We start from the raw sequence: 26,728 nt of genomic DNA, 5'->3' as shown, positions 1-26,728 counted from the left end.
TATGCAAAGAGAACAAGAAGGACTACAACTCTTAGGTAAGAATACAGAGTACAAGAGCGATTATGCACCAGAGGTGTTGGAATCGTTTGAGAATAAACATCAGGGTAATGACTACTGGGTGCAGTTTAACTGCCCAGAGTTTACTAGTTTGTGTCCTATTACAGGACAACCCGACTTTGCTGAAATCAAAATCTCATACGTGCCAGATGTGCGTATGGTAGAAAGCAAAAGTCTGAAACTCTATATGTTCAGTTTTCGTAACCATGGCGATTTCCATGAAGACTGTGTAAACATTATTATGAAAGATCTTATTAAGCTAATGGAACCTAAATATATAGAGGTAACGGGTATCTTTACCCCACGTGGTGGTATTAGTATCTATCCATACGCTAACTATGGTAAGCCAGGAACAAAATACGAACAGTTGGCAGAGCATAGGTTTATGAATCATGGGCTATAAAGCGGTTTTTAGGAGTTAAGGCTATTACCTTAGTTACAGTTTTTAGGGGGTTAAGCTAAATGTAGCTTTACCCCCTAAAACGTTTTTAACTTCTAAGAATAACCCCCACTTGCTTCTTTCCATCCATCATTACTTTTAATGGACGTTCAAACCTAACGTGGCGAACATATTCTGTTTCCTCAATGGCTGGCATAGCATCGAGCATATCCTTACGAATAATACTGCCCTCTTCTGGGTGATTGGTATCTATCATGAAATATCCCACACCAAAAGAGGTGAGATTTTGGAAGAAATGAGTACCTTGACTAGGATCTACATTATAATTCTTCAGTGCCACTTCCACAATTACTTTCGCTGCCGAGATATTAGCCCACTTCACAGGCACACCTAGCCATGGTTCGCTACTTCCCCAACGTCCTGGCCCAACAAGCACATAGTTCTTACCCTCGATAAGAAACTTATCATTGATCGTTTCTATATCTAAAGCCACTTGTGGGTTGTTGCCCGCATTATATTCCTCGGCATATTTCACATAAACCACATCGCAAACATCCTCCGAAATGCCATGTCCTAGCGAGTTGTTACTACGCAAGAGACATTGCTCGGTGGGTATTTCCTCTATATTTTCTTCTAGCATTTGCTTTGAATCGACAATAGGACGGATCTGAAGTAGATAAAACTCGGCAGTGCGATCCGTATTAATGTTGCACGCAAATTCTATCTCGACAGGTCGTCTCATCGCCTCTTCTCCATAGCGCATCGACATACGGAGTATTTCTGGTAGTGGAATAACATCATATTGCAATATGCCTGCAAAGGAAATAATTTTCGGTCCATTTCCTAGATGGGTATCTCTGATGCGACGATCGTTCACATCATAGGTAGAGGCAATGAAGTGAAGCGAGTTGTCCTCGATAGCATCTTTTATCTCAAGTTTCTTGATATTGAAACCATCATCCACCTTAAAATCGGTGCCTGATCGTGTCATATCAAGCGCATAGAAGTGATTTTGTGTATCGCGCATAGCAAAATCATTTCGCGATAGTTGGAGAACATGGTTAGGATGATAGGGCGAAACGCGTAAGGTTTGCCCACCATCCACAATATATTTACCCAAACCAAGTGCCAACGATGCAATACCTTCCTCGGCTTTTTCGTTATTTACAGGGTAATAATTGATACTACGAAGCACCCCTGATACGTTAGGGTAGTAGTGATTACCGTAGGTTTTACCCACTACCTCTTGAAGGATTACTGCCATTTTCTCTTGATCAATGACGTTTCTTGTTGCCGTCATATATACTTTCGACTCCTTATAAAATACCGATGCATACACCGCCTTAATGGCTGCTGCCATCATATAAAGCATCTGCTCTCTGTCCTCAAGGTAAGGGATCATATAGGTAGAGTAGATACCTGCAAACGGTTGATAATGGCTATCTTCCAAAAGGGAAGACGAGCGAACAGCGATAGGTGAGCAGGTGGCTTCAAAGAGGGTAAGGAAGTCGTCGCGATAGCTATCGGGCAATTGTGCTTTCAAGAAAGCAGCAAGTATTTCCTCATCCGAAGCATCACTCAAAGCCAATTCGTAAAGGTTATTATTCTCCATAAACTGGTCGAACACATCCGTACAAAGTACCACCGTTTTGGGGATCTGCACTTTCACCTTTTCATATTGATTAAACTCTGGGTGCATCTTTACGACATTATCCAAAAATGCCAAACCACGTCCTTTACCACCCAATGAGCCATCACCAATGCGTGCAAAGTGGGCATAGCGGTCGAAGCGAACACGGTCGAACTCTGCCACCACACCAATATTCTTCATGTGCCGATATTTCACGATAGCATCAAAGATAATCTGCCTGTGAGTATCAATATCTTGTAGCTCATGCCATGTAACATGTTTTAAAAAGCTACTCACAGGGAAAATTGCACGCGCACAAAGCCATCTACTCATGTGATTGCGCTCTACGTGGTAAAGCATAGAGTCGTTAGGAATAGTGAAGATGTTATCTTGCAATTCCTTCAAATTGCGCACGCGCATTACCTCTTCATGGGTGTTAGGGTTGCGGAAGATAAAATCGCCAAAACCCATGTGTTCTTCCATCAAGTGCCGAAGCTCCACACTTAGCATCTTTGAATTTTTGTCCACAAACTTAAAGCCTTCTTTCTCTGCACGTTCTCGGTTACTCGTTTCTGCGCTCTCCATTACTAGTGGTAAGTATTCGTCTTCTGCGCGTATCGTTTCTAAAAGTTTAAAACCAGCCTCTGCGTCCTTTTCGTCGGTGGTAGCTCCTGCAAGTGCCACCTCAGAAGGCTGTTTCATAGAGAGAGGGAAACGCACATCACTAATCACCCCTAAGCAATTTTCCTTATAACGCTCGTAAATTTCTATTGCCTCATTGTAGGTACGAGCTAGTACCACCTTTGGACGTCCTCGCATACGCATAGTGGCAGCATGCCTATTGAGTGCTTCTGTAGCAAAGTTCTTACTCTGCTGAAGAATATAGTTATACAGATTGGGCAAAATAGAACTGTAGTAGCGAATACTATCTTCCACTAGCAACAACATCTGCACACCAGCTTCTTCTACATCATGCTCAAGGTTCATCTTGTCTTCTATGAGTTTGATGATAGAGAGAATAAGGTTTGTATTGCCCAACCAGCAAAAAACATAGTCGAAGATACTCAAGTCTTCGTCTTTCATACGGCGTGTAATACCATGTGAAAAAGGTGTCAGCACCACGCAAGGTATATCGGGAAATTTATCTTTCACAGCATGTGCCACGGTGAAAGCATCGTTATCGGCATTACCCGGCATACAGATAACAAGGTCAATTTGTGTTGAGGCTAGCACCGTTTTGGCTTCTTCGATCGTAGAGACCTGTATAAACATAGGGGGATAACGTAAGCCCAGCCCCATATACTCATTGTAGATCTTCTCTTCTATGCGCCCATCATCCTCCAACATAAAAGCATCGTAGGGGTTAGCCACTATGAGGACATTGGTAATTCTGCGCAGCATAAGGTCGACAAAGTTAACATCTTTCAAGATAAACTTTGTCCATACGTTAGGTATATTTTCTTGCATCTGATGATCCGCCATATTCAATACCGTTTTTTTTGTTTCTGTTCTTCTTTTGCGAAAGTACAAAAGAAAATTAAGAAAATAGAGGTATCTTCTATTTTTCTCGGTTTCTCATACTGATTTCTTTATGGGTGTAAAAACTCTTAAAGTTATAGAGAATGTGAGAAAATGTTTACAATTTGGCTTAAACATAAGTATTATTGCTAAGCTAAATATTTATCCTACAAACGTTTCTATATCATTTAACAACCTTATTAAAGATCTCCCAATCGCATATGCTAGATTTACTGGAACAGCATTTCCTATTTGCTTATATTGTTCAGATAAGTTGCCTTTAAAAATCCATTCATCAGGAAAAGTCTGTATTCTTGCATATTCACGGTAACCCACAATTAACGCCAAATTTATAATTAAGACTGTTTTTGCTTCCATACTTTTGTATAAAGTTATAAACCGCTACAAAAATAGATAATTATCGGGAGATTTGAAATAAAACAGTTGAAAGATCGAGATAAGAATAGTTATATTATAATTTGAATAAGAAACTCCGTTAAACCTTTTTCTGACTTCATCATCTTATTAACGTAAACAAAGAGAAATCAAAAAAAATAAGATGAAAAGAATTGGAATGCTCCTACTCTTCTTCGCAGCAACACTTGCGTTGCAGAGTCAGAACAGAACGATATTAGGAAGTCTTTATGATGGAAATCAGAAAGAATCTGTATCATTTGCCATAATACAGCTCTTAAAGAATGATAGTACCTATGTTTCAGGTACTACATCAGATGCAGAAGGAAAATTTAGCATCGCTGCTCCTAGTGATGGACTATATATAGTAAAGGCTTCTTATGTAGGATTTAAGACCCTATATAAAAAGGCTTCTATTACTGATGGTAAGGATATAAACATCGGGCAACTCATTTTTTACAACGATCCCCACACATTGAAAGAAGTAACCGTTACGGCGCGTGCCCCTAAGGTAGTACTGAAAGAAGACACTTTCCAGTACAACGCTTCGGCTTATCGTATTCCTGAAGGTTCCACGATAGAAGCTTTAGTGAAGAAACTCCCAGGTGCTGAACTCGAAGACGACGGTACTATCAAAATCAATGGTAAACAAGTGAAGAAGATCCTTGTGGATGGTAAAGAGTTTATGGTGGGTGATACCAAGACGGCTTTAAAGAACATTCCTACTTCTATCATTAACAACATCAAAGCTTACGATAAGCAAAGCGATGAGGCACGAGTAACAGGTATCGATGATGGTGAGGAAGAAACCGTACTCGACTTTGGTGTGAAGAAGGGTATGAATAAGGGCATTTTCTCTAACATTGATCTCGGAATAGGTACTAAAAACAGATATTCGGAGCGTGGAATGGTAGCTTTTTTCAATGATAAGTTTAAGCTCATGGGCTTTGCTTCGGCAAATAATACCAATGATATGGGCTTTGGCGGAGGACATCGCGGTGGTTTTGGCAATACTCGTCAGGGGCTAAATGCCACTAAGATGGTCGGGCTTAATATGGTGTACGACAACAATAAAACCTTACAATGGGATGGTAGTTTGCGATGGAACCATGCCGATGGCGACCTCAATACTAAAACAAATATAGAGCGATATGTAGCCAATAACAACTCGTACTCTACTAGCTTTGGGCAGCAATACACCCGTTCTAACGCATGGAATGGAAACTTTCGCATGGAGTGGAAGCCCGACTCTCTATGGAATATTATGTTTCGTCCAAACTTCTCTATTAGCAAAAATGATGGTAGAACGGTAAGTTCATCGGCTAGTTATAATGCTGATCCATACAAGTATACCTCCAATCCGCTATCAGCAGAGGGCTTGACAATGCTCAACCAACAAGGACACCTTGTAAACAAACAGCAGAACACCACTATATCTTATGGCGATAATAAGCAAGTAAGTGGTATGTTGCAGGTTAATCGCCGCTTGAGCAAGAATGGGCGTAATATTTCCTTGCGTACAAGTGCAGGCTATTCTAAGTCGGACTCAAAAACTTTCTCAACGCAAGATTTAGAGTATTATCAGCTCATGGATGCCCTCGGCAATCACAAAATATTCCAAGCTTATCGCTATAACCTTATGCCTACAAAGAGTTCTAACTATGGTATTCGAGCTACTTATAGCGAGCCTATTGCTAAAAAAACATATCTTCAGTTTAGATATGGTTTTAAATACAGCACATCGAAGAGCGATCGAAGTACATACGATTTGTCATCTTTGGGTGCAGGTTTCTTCAATGGTGTTACCCCTGAATATAGAGCATGGAATAACTACTTATCTTTGCTCCCCAATGCGTTAGACACTTACTATAACACCGACTTGAGTCGTTTCTCGGAATACAAAACCTATACACACGAGGCACGCCTTATGTTGCGTATGAACAAAGAAAAATGGCAACTTAATGTGGGCATACAGGTGGAGCCACAGCACACCAACTACCAACAAAACTACCTTGGCTCAAGCGTTAATATATCGAAGAATTTTGTCAATTGGAGTCCACGTTTAGACTTCCGCTATCGCTTCAACAAGCAGAGCAACCTGCGCATCAACTATAAAGGTACTACCAATCAGCCGTCTATGAGCCAATTGCTGTCCATCGTGGACAATACCGATCCACAAAACATCTCGGTGGGTAATTCTGATTTGAAGCCAGAGTTTGAAAATAACTTCCGCTTCTTCTATAACAACTTCATTCAGAGCCACATGCAGTCTATTATGACTTTTATCCACTTTACCACTAAGCGTAATGCTATTGGCAATAGTGTAACTTACAACGCTACTACTGGCGCACGCACCATACAGCCCGTGAACGTGGATGGTAACTGGGGCTTGAATGCTGCTGTAATGTATAATACTAGCATCGACTCAGCTGGTGTTTGGAACATCAATACTTTTACACAGGGATCATACAATCGCTTTGCAAGTTTACTTCAGCAGAATGTTCAAAGCGTTCTTGAAAAGAATATCACCCAAAATCTTACCTTGGGCGAACGCCTATCGGCTAGTTATCGCAACAGCTGGCTAGAGATAGAGCTTGACGGAGCACTTGATTATACACATACAAAAAACAACCTACAAGCAGCTAACAATCAAAACACTTGGCGCTTCTCGTATGGTACTAACGTAAATGTAATGCTCCCTTGGAATATGACCATTGCTACCGATCTGCACGAGCAGAGCCGTCGTGGCTATAACGATGCTTCGCTCAATACCAACGAACTTATTTGGAACGCACAGCTTTCGCAGAGTTTTCTAAGGGGCAACGCCCTTACTATGAGTGTGCAATTCTATGATATTCTTCGCCAGCAAAGCAATCTTTCACGTGTTATCAATGCCACTATGCGCACAGACACCGAATATAACAGCATCAATAGCTATATCATGTTCAAGGCTAGCTATCGTCTCAACCTCTTTGGGGGCAAAGCCGCTTGGAGCAAGGGTGAAAATCATAGTAGATCACGAGGTGGGTTTAATCGGGATAGACAAGGGGGTGGTGGCTTTGTCTACCATTAAAATACAATGAGAAAAGAATTTAGGTGCATTAACATAGTTATTTCCCCATTTTTTTTAATAAATTTGCAGCACAACCTATACAACAAAAAATATGGAAGAGAACAGAATATTGGTAGTAGATGATGAGCAAGACTTATGCGAAATTATGCAATTTAACCTTGAGAACGAAGGCTATCAAGTTGCTGTAGCTTACTCTGCCGAAGAAGCCTTAGCCCGCACCGATTTACCCACTTTCCACCTTTTTATTCTTGACATTATGATGGGAGAAATGTCTGGTTTTAAACTTGCTCAAAAATTAAAACAAGACCCCGCCACTAATCAAGCCGCTATTATCTTTGTTACAGCTCGTGATACGGAAAACGATATTATAACAGGACTTACGCTCGGTGCTGACGATTACATGGCAAAACCTTTCTCTGTACGAGAATTAATTTTACGCGTAAAGGCAGTATTACGTCGCAATACGATTCTTCCTACTGCAAATGCCAACTTTATAAATTATAAAACTCTATCGCTTAATCTTACTACAAAACAACTAAACGTAGACGGAAAAGATATAAATCTTACCAAAACAGAGTTCGACTTATTGAGTTTATTGCTGAAATATCCGGGAAGAGTATTTAGCCGTAAAGAACTTATTCAAATTATTTGGCGTAACGATGTTATGGTTGTTGATCGTGTTGTAGATGTTAATATCACTCGTATTCGCAAAAAACTGGGCAATTTTGCACAATGTCTTGTTACACGACAAGGATTCGGCTACTGCTTTGAGAAATAATAAGTTTCTAAAGCTCTACTTTCCTGCTTGCCCACAAAAGCTCTACTACTCCACGTATCAACAAGAAAAGCAAAAAACTTATCCATAAAGCGTCATTAAAGAGAAAGTCTTTCAATATAAAATAGCTTGCAAAAAACATACCAGCAGCTATAAAGCAGGCCCATAGCATACCTTTAGTTTCGGTTAGTCCTACAAAGACACCATCCATAATGAATGCTGTTACTCCTGCAATAGGTATTAAACAAGCCCAAACAAGATAAGGAGCAGCAGCTTGCACCACTGCTTCATCACTTGTGAGCAACCCTAAAAAGCGTATGCCTCCAAAAGTATACACTGTCGTGAAAACAACCACTACTATTGCTCCAAAAAAGAATAACTGTCTGACTAATGTTCTAAAACTAGTCTCGTCTTTTGCTCCATAATATTTACCCGCCAAAGCCTCACCAGCATAGGCAAAGCCATCCATAAAATAAGAAAAGAGAGTGAAGAGCGTCATTAAAAGAGTATTTACAGCAAGGATCATAGCTCCTTGCGCTCCTCCTGCTTTTGTAAAAAACATATTCACTATTACGAGGCAAAGGGTACGCAAAAAAATATCCTTATTTACCGTGAAGAAATTAAGCCATGCCTTTTTACCTTTTATGCTTTGAATATAAATTCGTTGATAATGAGTAAAAGCAATATTATGTCTTTTCGCTACTTTACAATATACTTTATAAACAGCAAATAGGAAACCGAACCATTGCGCTATCAATGTGCCAGTAGCTACCCCCTCCATCTTCCAATGCAACAAATAAACGCAAAAGAGCGACCCAACAATATTGACGATGTTTTGTAAGATTGCTATAACCATTGGTGTACGCGTATCTTGCATACCAACAAACCATCCCATTAGCCCATACAAGCCGAGCATAGCGGGTGCTCCAAAAATAACAATACGAAAATAGATATTTACTAAAGGAAAAGAAGCCGTTGGGGTATTCATTAGTTTAAAAAGTCCCCACCCCAATGGTATTTGCAAAAGAATAAACAATAGCCCCATTCCTAGACCTATTGTGAGCGAACGCAGTAAAAGAGAAAGACACTCATTACTATCACACTTGCCATAAGCTTGCGATGTCAATCCGCTAGTACCCATTCTAAGGAAACCTAAGAGCCAATACATTATATTAAATGCCATAGCTCCCACAGCTATTGCACTAATATAAGTTTCGTTGCCTATATGCCCAACAATCACTAAATCGACCAAACCCAATAAAGGTACAGTAACATTACTAACGATGGAAGGAATCGCTAAACGAAGTATTTCCGTGCTGTGGTTATGCATCATAAAAAACAAAGATTTCCTTTACTTACGGATATAATCCTTAGCCACTAAATCATAATACAAAGCTTCTAGCTCGGCTAAGGAAAGTCGCTCAATGGAGTGTTCTAATATACGGATCAATTCTGCTTTCCTGCTATCTTCTTCTATCTTGTCAAAATTCATAGTTATCTTATGTTTATAATGTATTTGAGGACAAAATTAGTCTATTACTTGTTAAAAGCAAAGGATTATAGAGATAATTTCGTATATTTGCGAGATATTAAATCAAATAAAATATGAAACGTTTTTTACTTATGTGTGCAACTGTTTTAACAGTTTTTCAAAGCTTTGCAGGTGAGCCTATTCGACTAAAAGACCTCACTAATGGGACTTTTGCTCCTAAATACATTTCAGGGGTAAATCCGCTAAAAGGAACTTCTGAATATGCCCAAATATCAGAAGACAACAAAAAAATCATTAAATACTCGTTCAAAACAGGGCAGCAAACGGGTGTTATCTTCGATCTTGCGGAAACGAAAGGTGAACAACTAGAAGAGTTTGACGGCTATGAAATATCGGAAGATGGATCAAAGTTGTTGATTGAAACAAATTCAAAACCTATTTATAGAAGATCATATACCGCAGATTTCTATCTCTACGATGTTAAAAATAAGACTTTAAGTAAATTATCGAACAACGGTGCGCAACAAATTCCTACTTTTTCGCCTAATAGCAAGTATGTAGCCTTTGTTAGAAGTAATAATATCTTCATTACTGATGGTAAGAATGAGAAGCAAGTTACCACCGATGGTGAATTTAATAAGATCATTAATGGTTTGCCAGACTGGGTAAACGAAGAAGAGTTTGGCTTTAACAACGCCTTAGCATGGAGCGCGGATAGCAAAACTTTGAGCTGGATACGCTATGATGAAAGCAAGGTAAAAACTTACTCGCTCCAACTTTTCCAAGGAGCACGCCCTATGCTAACCAATTATAGAACTTACCCCGGACTATATAGCTACAAGTATCCTAAAGCTGGCGAAGACAATTCTGTGGTTACTGCTTGGAGCTATTCATTAGACAATGGCAAAACTTTAAAATACGAGCTTCCATTAGCTGCCGATGGTTATATCCCTAGAATAAAGACCACTAGCGATGCTGCTCGCATCATCATCTATACGATGAATCGTCATCAAGATCAGCTCAACTTGTATGCAGCTAATCCTACTACAGGAAAATGTAGCATATTGATAAAAGAAAGTGTGCCTAAGTATGTGAAAGAGGAAGCGATGGAAGGCATTAGGATTATGAAGAATTACATTCTGGTACCTTCTGACAGAGATGGTTATATGCACCTTTATTTATATAGCAAAGATGGTAAACTTATTCGTCAAATAGAAAAGGGCAACTATGATGTTACTACTATCTACGGCTATGACGAAGCTACAGGCAATACTTATTACCAAGCAGCAGCAAAAAGCCCTATGACACGCGACATTTTTGTAGCCGACAAGAATGGCAAGGTAACTTGCCTTTCACCTAAAACAGGTTGGAATGCTGCTAGATTTTCTGGAGATTATAAGTACTTCCTCAACACATGGAGCGACCGCAATCACCCATACATCTACACCATTTATAACCAAAAGGGTAAGGCTGTGCGCGAAGTGCTTAACAACAACGAGCTAATCAATAAGCTAAAACCATTTGGCAATACGCCAAAAGATTTCTTCACCCTAACAACTAGCGAGGGTGTAAAGCTCAACGGCTGGATGATAAAACCAGCCAACTTTGACGCTTCAAAGAAATACCCTGTCATAATGCACCAATATAGTGGTCCGGGCAGCCAACAAGTAACCGATAGTTGGAGCGTTGGCTCTATGGGTAATGGGGGTATGTTCGACTATTATCTTGCACAGAAAGGCTTTATCGTAGTGTGTATCGATGGTAGAGGAACGGGTGCTAGAGGAGCTGAATTTGAAAAATGCACCTATCTAAAGTTGGGCGAATTAGAGTCGAAAGATCAGGTCGAGGCAGCTAAATGGCTAGGCAAACAAGCGTATATTGATGCTAACCGTATTGGTATATGGGGCTGGAGTTTTGGCGGGTTTAACACCTTGATGAGTATCAGCCAAGAAGCAACTCCAGTATTTAAGGCAGGTGTTGCTATTGCCCCTCCCACTGATTGGCGTTATTACGATTCAGTTTACACTGAACGATATATGCGCACTCCACAAGAAAATGCTGCTGGATATGACATCAATCCTATAAACCGTGTAAAGAATATGAATGCAAAATTATTAATTTGTCATGGGCTTGCCGATGATAATGTACATCCACAAAACGCCTTTGAATATTCTGAAGCATTGGTTCAAGCCGATAAAGATTTCAAAGAGAATATCTTTACCAATCGTAATCATGGTATCTACGGAGGCAACACACGCAATTTCTTGCTAAGACAAGTTTCTGAATGGTTTATAAACAACTTATAAAGAAGCCTTTATAAGGGATAAAACAAAAGAGGTTTTGCTTTACAAAACCTCTTTTTTGTATCTTTAAAAGTAAGTGGGATAACGCTTACTTACCAAACAAGCGGCTGAAGAAACCTTTTTTCTTTGGAGTTTCAACTTTTTGTTGAGAAGCTACAACTATTTTTTCCTCCACAGCTTCTTCCTTAGCACTTACAGGAATATCATCTCCTTCTATAATTCCTACTACTCCCCACCGTGCTACTATTTCGGTAACATCTGTTTTTGCGGTAGCCTCATCAACATCATAAAGACTACAAAGGAATGTTACAAGATCATCAACGGTAAACGTGCCTAGCCGCTGAGCTTCTTTCCATAGCGCTGCCGAACTTTCGTTCATAGAGACAATATTACTGAAGTCGATATTTTCTTCGCCCTCTGCTACTATAATTTCTTCGCCACATACATTACGAAGATTAAATCCACTTTTTACTTTCATCGCTATAATCTTTTCTTATTCTACTTATATTATTCCAAATATGGGAATCCATATTCGGCGATAAACACCTAATAAATATCTACGAAGAGGACGAAGTCTCATCCACACTGCACTGTATATCTTCCACTTTCGCCCATCCGTTCTGTCCATAACCTCTCTACCCTTTCTATAAAAGCCTACAACAGCACCTACTACATTCTCACGCTTACAATGTTCTGTTGTAAGATTACCATCACCAAGAAGCGTTATATCAGCACCGTTGATCTCGACGATTCGATGCAAGACAAAATGGCTTGGAGAAATCTCACAAAGCGCAGCATCGCCTACGGCAATTGTTGTCGGTTTTACCAATAAAGCTTTGTCGCGATTATCTTCAAGGAAAGGACGCATAGAAAATCCTTTCAAACGTAAGGTTATGGTATGTCCTTCGTTAAGAAGTTGTACTATTTCTGGAAGAAAGATAGCATTTGCAAATTGTATCTCTTTCCGATCTCCCTGTAACTGATTTACTTTCAAACTTATTTAATAGCAATATTATTATAACAAATCTCGGCTGCTTCCTTATTAGGCAAACAGTGTAAGGTATATAACTTTCTCTTCTCTACCACTTTGGTAATTGTATCACATACCGCATTGTATATATTCATATCCCATTTCATTGACGAGCAAGAAGGGAGCAAAGAGGCAAATGCTTGTATGGGACTTAGTGCCTCAACGCTATTTTCGCTAGCACGCTCAATGCGCGTGATAGCTCCAAGCTTTGCCCGCACATTACGATAACAAGGAGTTTTTCCGCTCCATGGGCTTCCGAAAATCCATACTTCGTCATCAATGATTCGCACGATAGGATTATCATCATTCATCAGATCACAGTTAGGAATATGACGTAACCACATACTTACTTGTGTTGATTTCCCTGTACCACTCTTTGCTATAAAAGCATAACCATAACCATTATTACGCACTAAAGAGGCATGGATAAGCAAAGCATTCTTTGTGGCAGAAGCAAAGGCAAAGGTAAGCATAAGGACACTATTCAAAGCAAAACTGCGATTAGCCCAATTACCATCCAAGGCACACACACACTTTGTAAATGTTGGGTCGGTCTGCAAAATACCACATTCAAATTTGTTAAGATCTAAAATGTTATATTGATAGCCACCTTCTATGATATGATCAACAATAATATCACCATTCCCTGTATCAAAAGCTCGAACGCGTTTAAGCTGCTCATCAGATAAAGGCAATAAATGCTCTTTCACCACTAATTCTAGCATTGGCTCTTCCGCTATATGATCGACTCTAAATGGTTCAAAAGAAGGTATTAAGTGCATACCATTGTGTTCCGAATCTTCAAAGATGATCCGAACAGTTAATTCTGCGATACAAAAGTTGTTTACGCTCATGCTCTAGTTTTTCTTCAGATATTAATTTACAAGAATAACAAGTTGTCTTTACAAGCACATCAAAACTTGTTGTTTCCTTATTAGATAACCTTTTTATCTACTAGGTTGTGTTTCTTCTTGCTCTACGGGCTCACTAACGGTGTAAGTAAACTCGCTCACTGGAATTGTTTCTATAAAGTACCGATTAGTACCTTTTGCCTTACCTTTCAAAATAGGCATATATTTTTTCTTAAGCCGAGCATATTTCTTTTCAGCTTCTTTTCTTGTAGTAGCATACATTGTTACGCAAGTAGGATGCAAGGATCTTCCTGTTGTTTGTAAATAACTACGCAACTGATAAGAATATACACTTCTATCTGCTAAAAAATGGTTACGATCGTTTTTAACATAGGCGTTCACTTCTTGAATATCTGTGAAGAAAACGGTAGAATCATTAAACGATGCTGCAAAACCAAACATATAAAGCTTGGCTGGTTGATACCCTTTGGCATTAGCAGAAGAAGCAAATCCTACCATGAGGATTGCAATAAGCATTAACTTTAAAAATCTCATACTTTTGTTTATAGTCTTTTTTATTCTTTATTTTAATTATCCTAAATACACTCGAAGGGTTTTATTATTGCCTGCTTTGCGTAAATTGCGGATAGCCTTTTCTTTGATCTGGCGCACTCGCTCTCGGCTCAAACCAAACTTATCACCGATTTCCTCAAGAGACATCTCTAGCTGTCCAATACCATAATAGGCACACAACACTTTTTGCTCACGCTCGGATAATATCTTTAAAGCACGACTTATTTCCTCTTTTAAACTCTCGTCCACCAAAGATTTATCCGTCGATGGTACATTTGTAGAGGGCATTACATCTAACAAACTTACCCCTTCATCGTCTTTAAAAGGCGAATCCATAGATACTTGCCTAAAAGATAATGACAAGGCATCTTCTATATGCTCCTCTGACAAATCTACTTCGCGCGCCAATTCGTCAATATTAGGTATGCGCTCATTTTCTTGCTCAAACTTATTGAGTATACGTGTAATCTTATTAACCACACCTATCTGGTTGGCTGGCAAACGAATCAATCGTCCTTGAGCTGCAATAGCCTGCAAAATGCTCTGACGTATCCACCACACTGCATACGATATAAACTTAAAACCACGTGTCTCATCAAAACGCTTGGCTGCCTTTATCAAGCCCATATTACCCTCATTGATAAGATCGGGCAAGTCAATGCCTTGCGTTTGATATTGCTTTGCTACAGAAACTACAAAACGAAGGTTTGCTCTAGTAAGCCGTTCTAGGGCTTTTTTATCACCTTTCCGAATACGCTGAGCTAGCTCAACCTCTTCTTCTGGTGTCAGCAATTCTTCATTTCCTATCTCCTGTAGGTACTTATCGAGAGACATACTCTCCCGATTCGTTATAGACTTTGTGATTTTCAATTGTCGCATGACTAGGTAGCTTTAATGTCTCGGTGGCAAATTTACAAAAAAGCGGCAACCCTACAAAAAAAAGACTTTAAAATCACTGATACGACACAAATTAAAGCGTTTATTACACGAATAAGACTGTTTATACTGTAAAAAATATTCAAATCAGCTATACAACACATAAACGTTTACGCATCAATACATCATCTTTTACTCACCAAAAGGTGATGTTTTACACATGAAAAGGTTATCTTTTGCTCTGTAAAAGATAACCTTTTATAACGCAATGAATATCAAACGGTTACAAGCGTAAAAGAACATAACAAAGACATTTGCTTTGTCATTTTTTTTCTCTCTAGCCCCCTACAAGTTGAGCCATCGCTTAGCTAATAAGTAGGCTGCATATAAAAAGGCTTTCAAACCACAAAAAGGGGTAGAAGTATGACTTATGAGGAATATTAAGATTTATCAGCCCCTTATAATAGCTAAAAGAATTAAAGCCATTTTAAAATTAACAACTCTAAAAAATAACCTCCCCCTTCAGATATTAAAAAGCACCCCAAGTAAAACTATTATATTATTTAAAAACTTTTGGCAATCCATTCTTTTTGAGTATTTTTGCATACAAATTATATGTAATAAGCAATGCAAAAATCAGATACACAGCAAGAATTTAAAGATGCGTTGAACGGTTGCAGAGAATTGTTTAGAAAGAAGCTTTACGATTACCAAGCTTCATGGCGTATTTTGCGCCCATCCTCGCTTACCGATCAGCTTTTTATCAAAGCGAAACGTATCCGCTCTATCGAGATAACAGGAGAAAACTTGGTAGGTGAAGGCATCTTGCCCGAGTTTGTGGCACTGATCAACTATGGCATTGTAGGATTGATACAATTAGACAAGGGCTTTTCCGACACTATAGATGTGAGTAACGATGAAGCTCTAGCATTATACGATAAGTATGCCAAAGTGGCGTTCGATCTCATGTTAAAGAAAAATCACGATTACGGAGAAGCTTGGAGAGATATGCGTGTAAGTAGTTTTACCGACATCATTCTCACTAAGCTTCAGCGTATCAAAGAGATTGAGGATCACAATGGGAAAACATTAGTTAGCGAAGGTATTGATGCTAACTATATGGATATTATAAACTACGCTGTTTTTGGTGTTATTAAGATCAATGAGGAATACTAAACTTATCATCGTAAATATAGCCAGAGCTATTCTTGCAATAACATTTATCTTTTCTGGCTTCGTCAAAGCTATTGACCCACTAGGGTCGCAGTACAAGATAAAAGAATATCTTGAGGCTGTGCATATGTCGAGCTATATACCAGAATGGACACAGCTATTACTGTCTATAGGCTTATCTGCTATAGAATTTACGTTAGGTATTCTCCTACTACTTGCTATTCAACGCCGCAAAGTGAGCAAACTTGTAGTAGCATTCACTGCTATAATGACACTTATCACGCTATGGCTCACGATAAGCAATCCTATTCAAGATTGTGGCTGCTTTGGCGATGCGCTCAAACTTACCAATGCACAAACTTTCTCTAAAAACATTGTGCTACTTTTAGCAGCACTTGTCCTTGTAAAATGGCCGCTTTATCAAGCACGTTTTATTTCAAAGACTAATCAATGGATAGCATCTAACTTTACTATTATCTTTATCATAGTGGCTTCCACTTTAAGCCTCTACTATTTACCTATCTTCGATTTCCGCCCATATTTTGTAGGGCAGAACATCAAAAAGGGAATGGAGATACCTAAAGGGGCTAAACAAACAAAGTTTAAAACTACTTTTATTTGTGAAAAAAATGGAGTAACAAAAGAGTTTGATGAGCATAATTATCCTTACAATGATACTACATGGGTGTTTAAAGATTCCCACCAAGAAGTAATAGAGAAAGGATACGAACCTCCTATCCATGATTTTGCTATAACCAATGATGCTACAGGAGAAGATCTTACCGACTCTATACTACAACATAATGGGTATATTTTCTTGCTTATAAGTCCTTTTATTGACCAAGCCGATGATACTAACTTTGGTGATATAGATGCTATTTACGAATATGCAAAGGAAAATCATTATCCATTTATGGGCGTAACTGCAAGTACAGAGAAATCTATTAAACATTGGAGAAATATCACTGGAGCAGAATACCCATTCTACTCGGCTGACGGCACTACACTGAAAACCATCATTCGCAGCAACCCAGGCTTGGTATTGCTTTACAAGGGTACCATTATCAACAAATGGAGTCATAACGATTTACCACAAGCATCACAACTCAATGCGCCGCTCAACTTGCTTACTATAGGACACGAGCCAGAGAGTAACACATGGGAAAAAATAGTGTTGATCTTATTAGGCTATGTTCTACCGCTTATTTTACTTATTATTGCTGATAGGTTTTGGGCATGGTCGGTATGGGTAAGAAAGAAAGAAGAATGGGTAAAACAAAAAGAACAATGGCTCATTAAGCAAGAAAGGGAACAAGCTGAAAAGATGTTTCTACAAGCTGAAAAAGCTATGGGCAATGCAGGAAAAGCCGTTTCACAGGCAAGCAAAAGCGTTGTTGATAGGCTCAAAAAAGAAAAGGGAAACACTCCCCCAAACGATAAATCAAACGTTTAATCATATATATTAACTTATAAAAATTATAGAACAATGAGAAAGAAAATTGTTGCAGGTAACTGGAAAATGAATGAGAATTTGCAAGAAGGTGTAGCTTTGGCTAAGGAAATCAATGAAGCTCTAGTAGCCGACAAGCCAAACTGTGATGTAGTAATCTGCACTCCATTTATCCACTTAGCTAGCGTTGCTAATGTTTTAGATTCGTCTATAGTTGGTCTTGGCGCAGAAAATTGTGCTGATAAGGCAAGCGGTGCTTACACAGGTGAAGTTTCTGCTGCTATGGTAAAAAGTACAGGCGCACAATATGTTATATTAGGTCATTCTGAACGTCGCGAATATTATGGTGAAACAGCAGAGATCTTAAAAGAGAAGGTACAGTTGGCTTTAGCTAACGGCTTGAAGATTATTTTCTGCTGTGGAGAGACATTAGAAGAGCGCGAAGCAGAGAAGCAGAATGAAATTGTTAAGGCAGAACTAGCTGGATCTGTATTCCACCTTTCTGCAGAGGAATGGAAGAACATTATTCTAGCTTACGAACCTATTTGGGCTATTGGTACTGGTAAGACAGCTACCGCTGAACAAGCAGAAGAAATGTGTGCTTACATCCGTCAGATTGTTGCAGAAAACTATAACCAAGAAGTTGCTGACGAAACATCAGTACTTTATGGTGGTAGCTGCAAGGCTAGCAATGCTCCAGAACTATTCACTAAGCCAAACATTGATGGTGGTTTGATCGGTGGTGCTTCTTTGAAGTGTGCTGATTTCAAGGGCATTATTGATGCTTGGAAGAAGTAAGCCAATAAAGATTTATAGATTCCGTTTAAGAGTACTACAACGCGTCCTCTTACGGAATCTTTTTTTTCATATATAAACAAAGAAGATGAAGAAACTTCTTACAATAATTTATCTCATACTATGCAGCATTGCTGCTATCCATGCACAAGGCACTGTTACTGTAACACAGAGTTCAGATATTGACGCTATTGTGAATGGTAAAAAAGCTATTACTAAAACCAAAGAACAACTAAAAGCTGAAAAGAAAGCTGCTAAACAAGCAGCAAAAGATGTAAAGAAGCAAGTGGCAACACCTAGACTCCGACTACAAGAGCCTGTAGTGGAACATATAACCACCTCTACAGTGCCATCATATACGCCCCAAAAATCTACCTCTTCTGCTCCACGAACAAAACTTGTGAAGAAGTTGGTAAAGAAGCCTCATGTACCTACCCCTGAAGAAATAATAGGAGAAGGACAAATGGTAACAAAACGCCTTATGCACACCATTAAGAAAGTAAGAGGCTTCCGCGTACAGGTATATAGCGGTGGAAATACACGTATAGCCCATCAGGAAGCTGATAAGGCTGGGCAAAAAGTGAAGATGTTCTTCCCTAACCTACCTGTATATGTTCACTTCTATACGCCACGCTGGATGTGCTTAGTAGGCAATTTCACAAACTACCGCCAAGCACGCAAGGTAGCACTGAAGATGCGTAAAGAGGGATACCCTAATGCGAATGTTATCCGCACTATGATTTCAGTAAAAACAACTAAAGTAGTAGGAGGACCATCAACTTATGATGAAACTTCCATTTCTACAGAAACTAATTCACCTTATTAATATATAAAGACAAACACCGAATGACAACAAACAACGAATTTCGTGAAGGGCTCGAAGAGCTTGCAGCCCACTATAAAGAAGTATTAACACTCCTAGGCGAAGATCCTACACGTGAAGGATTGGAGAAAACCCCTATGCGTGTAGCTAAGGCTATGCAGGTACTAACACGTGGCTATACACAAGATCCGCACAAGGTGCTTACAGATGCACTTTTTGAAGAGAAGTATAATCAAATGGTGATTGTAAAAGATATTGACTTCTTCTCGATGTGCGAGCATCACATGTTACCTTTCTACGGGAAAGCACATGTAGCTTATATCCCTGATGGGCATATTACAGGACTGAGTAAGGTAGCTCGCGTTATTGATATTTTCAGTCATCGCCTTCAAGTGCAAGAACGATTGACCGAACAAATTAAAGATTGCATACAAGACACCCTTCAACCTCTTGGTGTAATGGTCGTACTTGAAGCAAAACACATGTGTATGCAGATGCGTGGTGTAGAAAAGCAAAACTCCATTACCACAACAAGTGCTTTCAGTGGTGCTTTCAATCAGGCTAAAACTCGTGAGGAATTTATGAACCTCCTTCGGGGAGAGACAAAGAGAATATAATTAGCAACTAACAATCTACTAAAAATCAAAACCTTTATGAAAAGTAAAATTAAAACACTCGCACTTATATTGATAGGTGCAACAACAGCATTTACGGTAAGTTCATGCTTAGGTGATAGCACTGACAATTATGAAGAGCGAAACGCTTTTGTAAATAAGGCTATGACAAGTTCTTTAGGAAATTGGAGTGGTAAATTAATTTTTTCAAATACCCTTAAAGTAAAAGAAGAAGAACCTGCTGTTACTTGGAATACCTCAAAAGACAAAGATAGTTATAAAATTACCATTTCTAATTTCCCCGTCAACAAGTTAGCAAAGAGTATCAAAGTGCCTGAAGTTACTGCAACTTCAAGCAATGAGCTAAAACTAGCTCATGATAGCTTAACTGCTTTAAAAGACGCACTTGCAGCTTTACCAAACGTAACCTACACAGCAGCGGTAGGAACTCTTTGGGGATATGTAAAAGATCCTTTATGGTGCTTTATGCCTATGCAGAATATTGATCTTACGCTGAAATTTATGGACAAAGAACACCACTATAAGCTTATGCAGTATAAGAACAATGCAGAACTAGATGCGTATGCTTACGCATATACAAGTGTTTATCAGACAACACCTGAATCAATGAAAATAAACGGAGTATTTAGATATTTAGTAGAAGTCGATGACAAGGGTAGACCCTCAAAAGAGGTTAGAGAGTTTTCTCCTTCTCAATTCTTCTTCACTTCAACAAGTCATACAAAATAATTAATGAAGTTTATCTCATGGAATGTCAACGGGCTACGTGCTTGTGTTGGCAAGAATTTTAAAGAAGACTTTGCGGCATTAGATGCCGACTTCTTCTGCCTACAAGAAACAAAAATGCAGGAAGGACAGCTTGACCTGTCCTTCCCCGGTTATGAATCGTATTGGAATTATGCTGATAAAAAAGGATATTCAGGTACTGCCATTTTCACAAAACATAAACCACTAACAGTAACGACTGGTATTGGTATTGACGAACACGATCATGAAGGGAGAGTGATAACACTTGAAATGGACGATTTCTACCTCGTTACAGTATATACCCCCAATTCGCAAGACGAACTCAAACGATTAGCGTACCGAATGCAATGGGAAACCGATTTCCAAGCATATCTCCACAAGCTTGATGAGCATAAACCTGTAATCGTTTGTGGTGATATGAACGTAGCACACGAGGAGATCGACCTTAAAAATCCAAAGACCAATCATCACAATGCAGGTTTCTCTGACGAAGAGCGTGAAAAGATGACTATCCTTCTCAATAATGGATTTACCGATACTTTTCGTTATCTTTATCCAGAACAAGTAACCTATTCATGGTGGTCGTATCGCTTTAAGGCGAGAGAGAAGAACACAGGTTGGCGCATTGATTATTTTCTGATTTCTAACCGATTAAGAGATCGACTTAAGGATGCTAAGATACACACAGAAATCTTTGGTAGCGATCATTGCCCTGTAGAACTCACCTTGAAGTAACCGCACCTTAGATGAAAATTCAAACGAAGGTACTCCTCTTAATGATTGCAGCCTTGGCTATCATTATGCTCTATGCTGCTATCCCTTTCGAGATAGCAGTGGGACACTTTCGACTCAAAAAAATACAGTTTCCAACTCTCTTTTATAAAGCTGATCCCAAACCTATTGTCGTAAAGAAAAAGAAACGATTTATACACAAACACCAAACAATTCTCTTCTTTGGCGACTCTATGGTGGAAGGCCTTTCACGTCGCTTTGGCGACTACTGCGGAGAGAATGGGCATATCCTCTATAGTGTTATTTGGTATAGCTCTACAACAGAAAAATGGGCTACCTCCAACGTATTAGAACATCTTATAAAAGAGTATCACCCTACCTACCTTATATTATGTGTAGGTAGTAATGAGCTTTTCGTCAACGACCTCGATCAACGCGAGGAATACATTCTTCAAATTATGAAGAAAGTAGGAAAACTTCCTTTCGTTTGGATTAGCCCTAACGATTGGAATGGGGACACTGGTATCGTTGACCTTATGAAGAAGCATGCAGGTGAAGGGCATTTCTTCGATAGCCGACCGCTAAAGCTCCATCGTGGCAGCGATCACTATCATCCTACATGGAAATCGGCTGCTTATTGGATGGATAAAGCAGCCATATACCTTGCTGGTAGGCAGTGTGCTGCTCCGCTCTATCTTCAATATCCAAAGCATCACCACAAAGCAACAAAAACCAAAATTTTCCCTCCTTCTTTTGAAGGATACTAAAGTATAAATATGCCCATAACAACACTTCAACAATGGCAATCACTCTTTACAACGGCTCATTGGTCGCTGTACTCCTTGCCGTTTATGGTGGTGTTTATCATCTTTTTTGCTGTCTATATCCAGTTTTCAGCACAAAAAAACATAGGACGCAAACTATGGGTAATAGCTTTTAGCTTTTTCTTTGCCACTATGATAAACCAATGGGGAGTAGTTTTGTTACCTCTTACTACAATCTTTTCATGGTATCTTACTAAGCAAATGATGCTCATAGAAGCAGGAAAGAAAAGAAAATATGTACTAGCCATAACTATTATCCTTGAGCTGTTACCACTTGCCTACCTTAAATATATGGGCTTTACTATAGAAATTGTACGCCAGATCTTCAACACCAATTTCTCCCTCCATACGATCTTTCTACCTATAGGAATTTCTTTTTACACATTTCAAGCCGTAAGCTATACCATAGATGTTTACCGCAAGCGTTTTGAGAGTACATGCTCATTGCTTGACTATACCTTCTACCTCACTTTCTTCCCACTGCTAATAGCAGGACCTATCACACGTGCAGAGGTTCTTATTCCACAACTTCGCAGACATCAACAAGCTAGCTCTACCCTCATTTATCGTGGGCTATGGCTTATCCTTTGTGGACTCGTTAAGAAATGTGTTATAGCCGATTATCTTGCCCAATATAACAACTTTATTTTCAATGATCCCCTTGCCTACACAGGCTTCGAAAACCTTATGGGCGTAATAGGCTTCTCGCTACAGATATATTGCGACTTTGCAGGTTATAGCGATCTTGCCATAGGTATGGCTGCACTCATAGGCATTCAGCTAAAAGACAACTTCCGCTTCCCTTACCAAAGTCTTAACCTCACCGAGTTTTGGCATCGTTGGCACATTGCCCTTTCCACTTGGTTTCGCGATTATCTATATATTCCTCTTGGAGGTAACCGCCGAGGGTTTCTACGCACCTATCTCAATAGCTTCATCGTAATGATCGTAGCTGGTCTTTGGCATGGTGCCTCATGGATGTTTGTTATCTGGGGGATAATGCACGGTGTGGGCTTAGTAGCTCACAAATACTTCTATAATCTAGGCTTAAAGAATATAAAGAATACCGCTACAATAAGTTTTTTTAGTTGGTTACTCACCTTTTCCTATGTTACCCTAGCATGGATTTTCTTCCGAGCACAAGATATGAACACAGCTATTGCTATTCTTTCGCAAATAGTCCACCACTTTAGTTTATCTTCAGCCCTACCCTTTCTCTATGCCCGCCCACTTTGGCTTTTCATCTTCCTCCTATGTCTCGACTTCCTTTCTCTACGCGAACATGATTATCAATGGGTTCAAATACGTTTCATTCGTTCCCATTGGATCTTAAAATTACTCATTTTTATCTTTGTCCTTCAGCTTGTTATCAATATTAGTCAGGACAATGTACAACCTTTTATCTATATGAAATTTTAAAAGAAGCTATATAGCTATCGTCGTTCCTTAAAAAAGCGTTGCATAAGCGCTTTGCATTCGCTGTCCAAAACCCCACCTATAACATTTGCTTTAGGGTGTAAAGCTTTAGGAGCATATTCATGGTATCCACGTTTTTCATCAAGACATCCAAAAACAACACGCTTTATTTGCGACCAACCTAATGCACCAGCACACATAATACAAGGCTCTACAGTAACATAAAGCGTACAATCCTCTAAGTATTTTCCACCTAGCTCATTAGCAGCAATCGTAATGGCTTGCATCTCGGCATGTGCTGTTACATCGTGTAGGGTTTCTGTAAGATTATGCGCGCGTGCTATAATCTTATTTTTACACACAACAATAGCGCCAATTGGTATTTCTCCCTCTTTATATGCCTGTTTTGCTTCGTCTAAAGCACGCTGCATATAGTAAATATCTTTCTTTACAGTTTCTTCTGTACTCATATTGCAAAAATACTTGTTTTATTTTGAATATACACTAAAAAAACATATCTTTGTAAGTATAAAAAACATATAGAAAACATTATGGCATATCATAACGAACTAGGAAAATGGGGCGAGAATGTTGCTGCTGACTACTTACAGCGACAAGGCTACACTATTCTCTATCGTGATTGGAAATGCGGACATCGCGACATAGATATAGTTGCGGTAATGGGCGAAACACTAATTATTGTGGAGGTAAAGACACGCCGTAACGAAGTTTTTACAGATGCTGACACCGCTGTTGATGCTCAAAAAATAAAGTCGTTATCAATTGCTGCAAATGCTTTTATAAAACGATATGGTGGTGCTTACGATGTAAGATTTGATATTATAACAGTACTAGGAACACCAGAAAGCGAACCTAAGATAAACCACATCATTGACGCTTTCTTACCTTTTATATAAAATAGAATGATATTAAACAATGGGATTGTTTCAGGCGATAAAAAGTAAATTTATATCAAAACAAAGTACACCGACCGATTATAAAGTAGTACAGCTCACATCGGTTGATAGCACAAATACTTATCTTCGCACTTATACGCCAGAAGAAGGTGAGAAGATGACAATAGTGATTGCAGATTATCAAACAGCAGGTCGAGGACAAGGCACTAACGAATGGGAAAGTGAAAATGGCAAAAACCTACTCTTTTCTGTATTGGTTCACCCTTCACGTATTCCTCTTCGTCAACAATTCCTATTAGCCGAGGCAGGAGCTTTGGCTTTGAAGGAGGTTATCAATCAATATGTTCCAGAGGATATTACCTTAAAATGGCCCAATGATATATATTGGAAAGATAAGAAGCTAAGTGGCACATTGATAGAAACAAAACTATCAGGTGGACACATCAAAGACTTTGTACTCGGAGTGGGATTGAATGTAAACCAAACCGATTTTAAATCAGATGCTCCTAACCCTATTTCGCTTTGTGGAATACTCGGGCATGAAGTGGATCGTGAAACGCTCTTAACAGAGATCGTTACAGCTTTTCGCAAATACTTTAATTATATTGAGCATAGCGAATATGACGGTATAAGTGGGCTTTATCATGAAAGCCTTTACCGTAAAAAAGGGTTTTACCAATATAAAGATCAAAATGGGTACTTTGAAGGAGCCATTGTAGAAGTGGAAGATGATGGGCATCTTGTCCTACGTACCCGTGAAGGAATGGTAAATTCTTACTTATTTAAAGAGGTAGAATTTGTATTATAAGACGAAATTATTATAGTAAAGATATGGCAAGATTTAAACGCATTTTATTGAAGCTTTCAGGTGAAAGCTTAATGGGTAAACAAGGTTACGGCATTGATGCTGATCGTTTAAACGACTATGCACGTCAAATAAAGGAAGTGCAAGAAATGGGTGTTCAGATAGGCATTGTTATCGGTGGTGGTAATATTTTCCGTGGTTTGAGTGGCAGCCAAAAAGGTTTTGATCGTGTAAAAGGCGACCAGATGGGTATGTGCGCCACAGTTATCAACTCCTTAGCACTTAGCTCTGCTCTTGAAGCTATAGGTGCAAAAGCGAAAGTTTTCACCGCTATTCGTATGGAACCTATTGGGGAGTTTTATAGCAAATGGAAAGCTATCGAAGCAATGGAAAATGGTAACATTGCTATTATGTCGGGCGGAACTGGCAATCCCTACTTTACAACAGATACTGGTTCTAGCCTTCGTGGTATTGAGATTGAAGCAGATGTAATGCTAAAAGGCACTCGTGTAGATGGTGTTTATACTGCCGATCCAGAGAAAGACCCTACCGCAACTAAATTCTCTGAAATTACTTACGATGATATTTACAATAAGGGCTTAAAAGTTATGGATCTCACCGCTACCACCATGTGCAAAGAAAACAACTTACCTATCTATGTATTCAATATGGATATTATAGGCAACCTAAAGAAGGTAATGGATGGTGAAGACATTGGCACATTGGTTCACAACTAAAAAGTATTGCTTTGTTAAGCGCTAGAGACGATGCATCGCATCGTCTCTTTCTATATCACCTTATAACAATTGATTCCCAATTAAGGCAATGCAAATAATGGATAAATCAGCACCGCAACAGCAAAATTCGATCAATCCCCTCCTATTGATCTAAAAGGGTATAAGCGCCTATATACTTCTTTATACCTACCACACCTAGATAGGTTTGTTTAGTTCCAAGCACTAGTAATTTCTTTCCTTTAAGCTCAGGGTGATAAATCAAACCTAAATCATTCTTTATCGATGCAGTTACTAACTGAACAGACATTACCTTGTCCGCATCTGTTTCACCACTAACATCAGCTAACAAAATAGACGAATCGTAAGAAAAAGGAGGTTCCCACTCGGCATATTTTATATTCTTTTTACAGTCGCCTACTATATAACCTACCACCCATACAGCAGCATCACCATAATTAGACTTAGAAAATTCAGAAACACTAAGAGGGTGGTTCTCATCATAACCTTTTTGGGTAGATGTTGGCCCGCTAGTAGATGAAGTACCACCGCTATGCTTTGGCTTTATCTTCTCAATTTTATCAGATGATTTTTCATCTTCCTCTATTATTTTTCCACACGAGCAGAAACAAAAATTGCACAAGCAAAAGAAAAGTATAGTAACTATTTTATACATACTAATAAG

At 39.1% G+C, this 26,728-nt stretch carries 25 protein-coding genes and 1 pseudogene; 15 read left to right on the top strand and 11 right to left on the bottom strand.

Annotated elements, in window-relative coordinates:
• Position 1 precedes the first annotated feature (1 nt).
• Positions 2-460: a preQ(1) synthase gene (gene queF / locus PREBIDRAFT_RS00355; RefSeq protein ID WP_004336783.1), complete on the top strand. Its 459-nt coding sequence runs from the start codon at positions 2-4 to the stop codon at positions 458-460.
• Positions 461-545: 85 nt separating this feature from the next.
• Here the strand turns inward: queF and PREBIDRAFT_RS00350 are convergent, their stop codons facing one another.
• Together PREBIDRAFT_RS00350 and PREBIDRAFT_RS00345 are read right to left on the bottom strand one after the other, a co-directional pair.
• Positions 546-3,569: a PEP/pyruvate-binding domain-containing protein gene (locus PREBIDRAFT_RS00350; protein WP_004336782.1), complete on the bottom strand. Its 3,024-nt coding sequence runs from the start codon at positions 3,567-3,569 to the stop codon at positions 546-548.
• A gap of 198 nt (positions 3,570-3,767) precedes the next feature.
• Positions 3,768-3,983 (bottom strand): DNA cytosine methyltransferase, encoded by a 216-nt coding sequence (locus tag PREBIDRAFT_RS00345; protein WP_036862231.1) that lies wholly within the window; start codon positions 3,981-3,983, stop codon positions 3,768-3,770.
• A 181-nt stretch (positions 3,984-4,164) separates the two neighbouring features.
• Here PREBIDRAFT_RS00345 and PREBIDRAFT_RS00340 point away from each other — a divergent pair, with 181 nt between their 5' ends.
• Positions 4,165-7,092, top strand: coding sequence for a TonB-dependent receptor domain-containing protein (locus tag PREBIDRAFT_RS00340; protein ID WP_004336781.1), 2,928 nt, complete (start codon positions 4,165-4,167; stop codon positions 7,090-7,092).
• 91 nt (positions 7,093-7,183) lie between these two features.
• A complete protein-coding gene (locus PREBIDRAFT_RS00335) occupies positions 7,184-7,870 on the top strand; it encodes a response regulator transcription factor (RefSeq protein WP_004336780.1) in 687 nt (228 codons plus the stop codon).
• Positions 7,871-7,877: 7 nt separating this feature from the next.
• Here PREBIDRAFT_RS00335 and PREBIDRAFT_RS00330 read toward each other — a convergent pair whose 3' ends face one another.
• Together PREBIDRAFT_RS00330 and PREBIDRAFT_RS11535 are read right to left on the bottom strand one after the other, a co-directional pair.
• A complete protein-coding gene (locus PREBIDRAFT_RS00330) occupies positions 7,878-9,200 on the bottom strand; it encodes an MATE family efflux transporter (RefSeq protein ID WP_004338883.1) in 1,323 nt (440 codons plus the stop codon).
• 18 nt (positions 9,201-9,218) lie between these two features.
• A complete protein-coding gene (locus PREBIDRAFT_RS11535; protein ID WP_004336778.1) occupies positions 9,219-9,359 on the bottom strand; it encodes a hypothetical protein in 141 nt (46 codons plus the stop codon).
• A gap of 113 nt (positions 9,360-9,472) precedes the next feature.
• On the opposite strand from PREBIDRAFT_RS11535, the gene PREBIDRAFT_RS00325 reads away from it, so the two are divergent.
• Positions 9,473-11,665 carry a S9 family peptidase gene (locus PREBIDRAFT_RS00325; protein WP_004338882.1) on the top strand — a complete coding sequence of 731 codons (2,193 nt, stop codon included), beginning with the start codon at positions 9,473-9,475 and terminating at the stop codon, positions 11,663-11,665.
• Positions 11,666-11,750: 85 nt separating this feature from the next.
• Here the strand turns inward: PREBIDRAFT_RS00325 and PREBIDRAFT_RS00320 are convergent, their stop codons facing one another.
• From PREBIDRAFT_RS00320 to PREBIDRAFT_RS00300, 5 genes are all read right to left on the bottom strand, one after another.
• On the bottom strand, positions 11,751-12,140 hold the full coding sequence (locus PREBIDRAFT_RS00320; RefSeq protein ID WP_004336776.1) for a PqqD family protein: 390 nt from the start codon (positions 12,138-12,140) through the stop codon (positions 11,751-11,753).
• A gap of 24 nt (positions 12,141-12,164) precedes the next feature.
• Positions 12,165-12,656 (bottom strand): hypothetical protein, encoded by a 492-nt coding sequence (locus PREBIDRAFT_RS00315; protein WP_004338880.1) that lies wholly within the window; start codon positions 12,654-12,656, stop codon positions 12,165-12,167.
• Positions 12,657-12,658: 2 nt separating this feature from the next.
• Entirely contained in the window at positions 12,659-13,546 is an 888-nt protein-coding gene (locus PREBIDRAFT_RS00310; protein WP_004336774.1) for a hypothetical protein, read from the bottom strand.
• A gap of 93 nt (positions 13,547-13,639) precedes the next feature.
• Entirely contained in the window at positions 13,640-14,098 is a 459-nt protein-coding gene (locus PREBIDRAFT_RS00305; protein WP_004338877.1) for a hypothetical protein, read from the bottom strand.
• Between the two features lie 36 nt (positions 14,099-14,134).
• Entirely contained in the window at positions 14,135-14,995 is an 861-nt protein-coding gene (locus PREBIDRAFT_RS00300) for a sigma-70 family RNA polymerase sigma factor (RefSeq protein ID WP_004336772.1), read from the bottom strand.
• 624 nt (positions 14,996-15,619) lie between these two features.
• On the opposite strand from PREBIDRAFT_RS00300, the gene PREBIDRAFT_RS00295 reads away from it, so the two are divergent.
• The 8 genes and pseudogenes from PREBIDRAFT_RS00295 to PREBIDRAFT_RS00255 all read left to right on the top strand — a co-directional run bounded on the left by PREBIDRAFT_RS00295 (position 15,620) and on the right by PREBIDRAFT_RS00255 (position 23,590).
• Complete coding sequence (locus tag PREBIDRAFT_RS00295) at positions 15,620-16,168, top strand: DUF1599 domain-containing protein (protein WP_004336771.1); 549 nt, start codon at positions 15,620-15,622, stop codon at positions 16,166-16,168.
• Positions 16,155-18,413, top strand: a pseudogene (locus PREBIDRAFT_RS11855) (BT_3928 family protein). Before PREBIDRAFT_RS00295 ends, PREBIDRAFT_RS11855 begins: the two are co-directional and overlap by 14 nt.
• Positions 18,414-18,498: 85 nt before the next feature.
• Positions 18,499-19,236, top strand: coding sequence for an SPOR domain-containing protein (locus PREBIDRAFT_RS00280; RefSeq protein WP_004336768.1), 738 nt, complete (start codon positions 18,499-18,501; stop codon positions 19,234-19,236).
• Between the two features lie 20 nt (positions 19,237-19,256).
• Positions 19,257-19,850, top strand: coding sequence for a GTP cyclohydrolase I FolE (gene folE, locus PREBIDRAFT_RS00275; protein WP_004336767.1), 594 nt, complete (start codon positions 19,257-19,259; stop codon positions 19,848-19,850).
• Positions 19,851-19,886: 36 nt separating this feature from the next.
• A complete protein-coding gene (locus PREBIDRAFT_RS00270; RefSeq protein ID WP_004336766.1) occupies positions 19,887-20,597 on the top strand; it encodes a DUF4840 domain-containing protein in 711 nt (236 codons plus the stop codon).
• Positions 20,598-20,600: 3 nt separating this feature from the next.
• Complete coding sequence (locus tag PREBIDRAFT_RS00265) at positions 20,601-21,350, top strand: exodeoxyribonuclease III (RefSeq protein WP_004336765.1); 750 nt, start codon at positions 20,601-20,603, stop codon at positions 21,348-21,350.
• 11 nt (positions 21,351-21,361) lie between these two features.
• Positions 21,362-22,114: an SGNH/GDSL hydrolase family protein gene (locus tag PREBIDRAFT_RS00260; RefSeq protein ID WP_004338876.1), complete on the top strand. Its 753-nt coding sequence runs from the start codon at positions 21,362-21,364 to the stop codon at positions 22,112-22,114.
• A gap of 9 nt (positions 22,115-22,123) precedes the next feature.
• On the top strand, positions 22,124-23,590 hold the full coding sequence (locus PREBIDRAFT_RS00255; protein WP_004336763.1) for an MBOAT family O-acyltransferase: 1,467 nt from the start codon (positions 22,124-22,126) through the stop codon (positions 23,588-23,590).
• Positions 23,591-23,604: 14 nt separating this feature from the next.
• On the opposite strand, the gene PREBIDRAFT_RS00250 is transcribed toward PREBIDRAFT_RS00255, so the two are convergent.
• A complete protein-coding gene (locus PREBIDRAFT_RS00250) occupies positions 23,605-24,057 on the bottom strand; it encodes a nucleoside deaminase (RefSeq protein WP_004336762.1) in 453 nt (150 codons plus the stop codon).
• Positions 24,058-24,138: 81 nt separating this feature from the next.
• On the opposite strand from PREBIDRAFT_RS00250, the gene PREBIDRAFT_RS00245 reads away from it, so the two are divergent.
• The 3 genes from PREBIDRAFT_RS00245 to pyrH are packed head-to-tail and all read left to right on the top strand — an operon-like array spanning position 24,139 to position 26,046.
• Complete coding sequence (locus tag PREBIDRAFT_RS00245; protein WP_004336761.1) at positions 24,139-24,504, top strand: YraN family protein; 366 nt, start codon at positions 24,139-24,141, stop codon at positions 24,502-24,504.
• Positions 24,505-24,523: 19 nt separating this feature from the next.
• Entirely contained in the window at positions 24,524-25,312 is a 789-nt protein-coding gene (locus PREBIDRAFT_RS00240; protein WP_004338875.1) for a biotin--[acetyl-CoA-carboxylase] ligase, read from the top strand.
• A gap of 23 nt (positions 25,313-25,335) precedes the next feature.
• Positions 25,336-26,046, top strand: coding sequence for a UMP kinase (pyrH, locus tag PREBIDRAFT_RS00235; protein ID WP_004336759.1), 711 nt, complete (start codon positions 25,336-25,338; stop codon positions 26,044-26,046).
• Between the two features lie 142 nt (positions 26,047-26,188).
• On the opposite strand, the gene PREBIDRAFT_RS00230 is transcribed toward pyrH, so the two are convergent.
• Entirely contained in the window at positions 26,189-26,719 is a 531-nt protein-coding gene (locus tag PREBIDRAFT_RS00230) for a DUF6359 domain-containing protein (protein WP_004336758.1), read from the bottom strand.
• Positions 26,720-26,728: the final 9 nt, after the last annotated feature.

Origin of the sequence: Prevotella bivia DSM 20514 (assembly GCF_000262545.1) — a bacterium.
In the GTDB taxonomy this organism is placed as follows: Bacteria; Bacteroidota; Bacteroidia; order Bacteroidales; family Bacteroidaceae; genus Prevotella; species Prevotella bivia.
Note: the sequence above shows the minus strand (reverse complement) of the source record. Positions and strands in the feature narration are given on the sequence as shown.

Bases quoted from the DNA above. Each gene is read 5' to 3' on its own strand.
- queF (WP_004336783.1), top strand. From the start codon at position 2: ATGCAAAGAGAACAAGAAGGACTACAACTCTTAGGTAAGAATACAGAG.
- PREBIDRAFT_RS00350 (WP_004336782.1), bottom strand. From the start codon at position 3,569: ATGGCGGATCATCAGATGCAAGAAAATATACCTAACGTATGGACAAAG.
- PREBIDRAFT_RS00345 (WP_036862231.1), bottom strand. From the start codon at position 3,983: ATGGAAGCAAAAACAGTCTTAATTATAAATTTGGCGTTAATTGTGGGT.
- PREBIDRAFT_RS00340 (WP_004336781.1), top strand. From the start codon at position 4,165: ATGAAAAGAATTGGAATGCTCCTACTCTTCTTCGCAGCAACACTTGCG.
- PREBIDRAFT_RS00335 (WP_004336780.1), top strand. From the start codon at position 7,184: ATGGAAGAGAACAGAATATTGGTAGTAGATGATGAGCAAGACTTATGC.
- PREBIDRAFT_RS00330 (WP_004338883.1), bottom strand. From the start codon at position 9,200: ATGATGCATAACCACAGCACGGAAATACTTCGTTTAGCGATTCCTTCC.
- PREBIDRAFT_RS11535 (WP_004336778.1), bottom strand. From the start codon at position 9,359: ATGAATTTTGACAAGATAGAAGAAGATAGCAGGAAAGCAGAATTGATC.
- PREBIDRAFT_RS00325 (WP_004338882.1), top strand. From the start codon at position 9,473: ATGAAACGTTTTTTACTTATGTGTGCAACTGTTTTAACAGTTTTTCAA.
- PREBIDRAFT_RS00320 (WP_004336776.1), bottom strand. From the start codon at position 12,140: ATGAAAGTAAAAAGTGGATTTAATCTTCGTAATGTATGTGGCGAAGAA.
- PREBIDRAFT_RS00310 (WP_004336774.1), bottom strand. From the start codon at position 13,546: ATGAGCGTAAACAACTTTTGTATCGCAGAATTAACTGTTCGGATCATC.
- PREBIDRAFT_RS00305 (WP_004338877.1), bottom strand. From the start codon at position 14,098: ATGAGATTTTTAAAGTTAATGCTTATTGCAATCCTCATGGTAGGATTT.
- PREBIDRAFT_RS00300 (WP_004336772.1), bottom strand. From the start codon at position 14,995: ATGCGACAATTGAAAATCACAAAGTCTATAACGAATCGGGAGAGTATG.
- PREBIDRAFT_RS00295 (WP_004336771.1), top strand. From the start codon at position 15,620: ATGCAAAAATCAGATACACAGCAAGAATTTAAAGATGCGTTGAACGGT.
- PREBIDRAFT_RS00280 (WP_004336768.1), top strand. From the start codon at position 18,499: ATGAAGAAACTTCTTACAATAATTTATCTCATACTATGCAGCATTGCT.
- folE (WP_004336767.1), top strand. From the start codon at position 19,257: ATGACAACAAACAACGAATTTCGTGAAGGGCTCGAAGAGCTTGCAGCC.
- PREBIDRAFT_RS00270 (WP_004336766.1), top strand. From the start codon at position 19,887: ATGAAAAGTAAAATTAAAACACTCGCACTTATATTGATAGGTGCAACA.
- PREBIDRAFT_RS00265 (WP_004336765.1), top strand. From the start codon at position 20,601: ATGAAGTTTATCTCATGGAATGTCAACGGGCTACGTGCTTGTGTTGGC.
- PREBIDRAFT_RS00260 (WP_004338876.1), top strand. From the start codon at position 21,362: ATGAAAATTCAAACGAAGGTACTCCTCTTAATGATTGCAGCCTTGGCT.
- PREBIDRAFT_RS00255 (WP_004336763.1), top strand. From the start codon at position 22,124: ATGCCCATAACAACACTTCAACAATGGCAATCACTCTTTACAACGGCT.
- PREBIDRAFT_RS00250 (WP_004336762.1), bottom strand. From the start codon at position 24,057: ATGAGTACAGAAGAAACTGTAAAGAAAGATATTTACTATATGCAGCGT.
- PREBIDRAFT_RS00245 (WP_004336761.1), top strand. From the start codon at position 24,139: ATGGCATATCATAACGAACTAGGAAAATGGGGCGAGAATGTTGCTGCT.
- PREBIDRAFT_RS00240 (WP_004338875.1), top strand. From the start codon at position 24,524: ATGGGATTGTTTCAGGCGATAAAAAGTAAATTTATATCAAAACAAAGT.
- pyrH (WP_004336759.1), top strand. From the start codon at position 25,336: ATGGCAAGATTTAAACGCATTTTATTGAAGCTTTCAGGTGAAAGCTTA.
- PREBIDRAFT_RS00230 (WP_004336758.1), bottom strand. From the start codon at position 26,719: ATGTATAAAATAGTTACTATACTTTTCTTTTGCTTGTGCAATTTTTGT.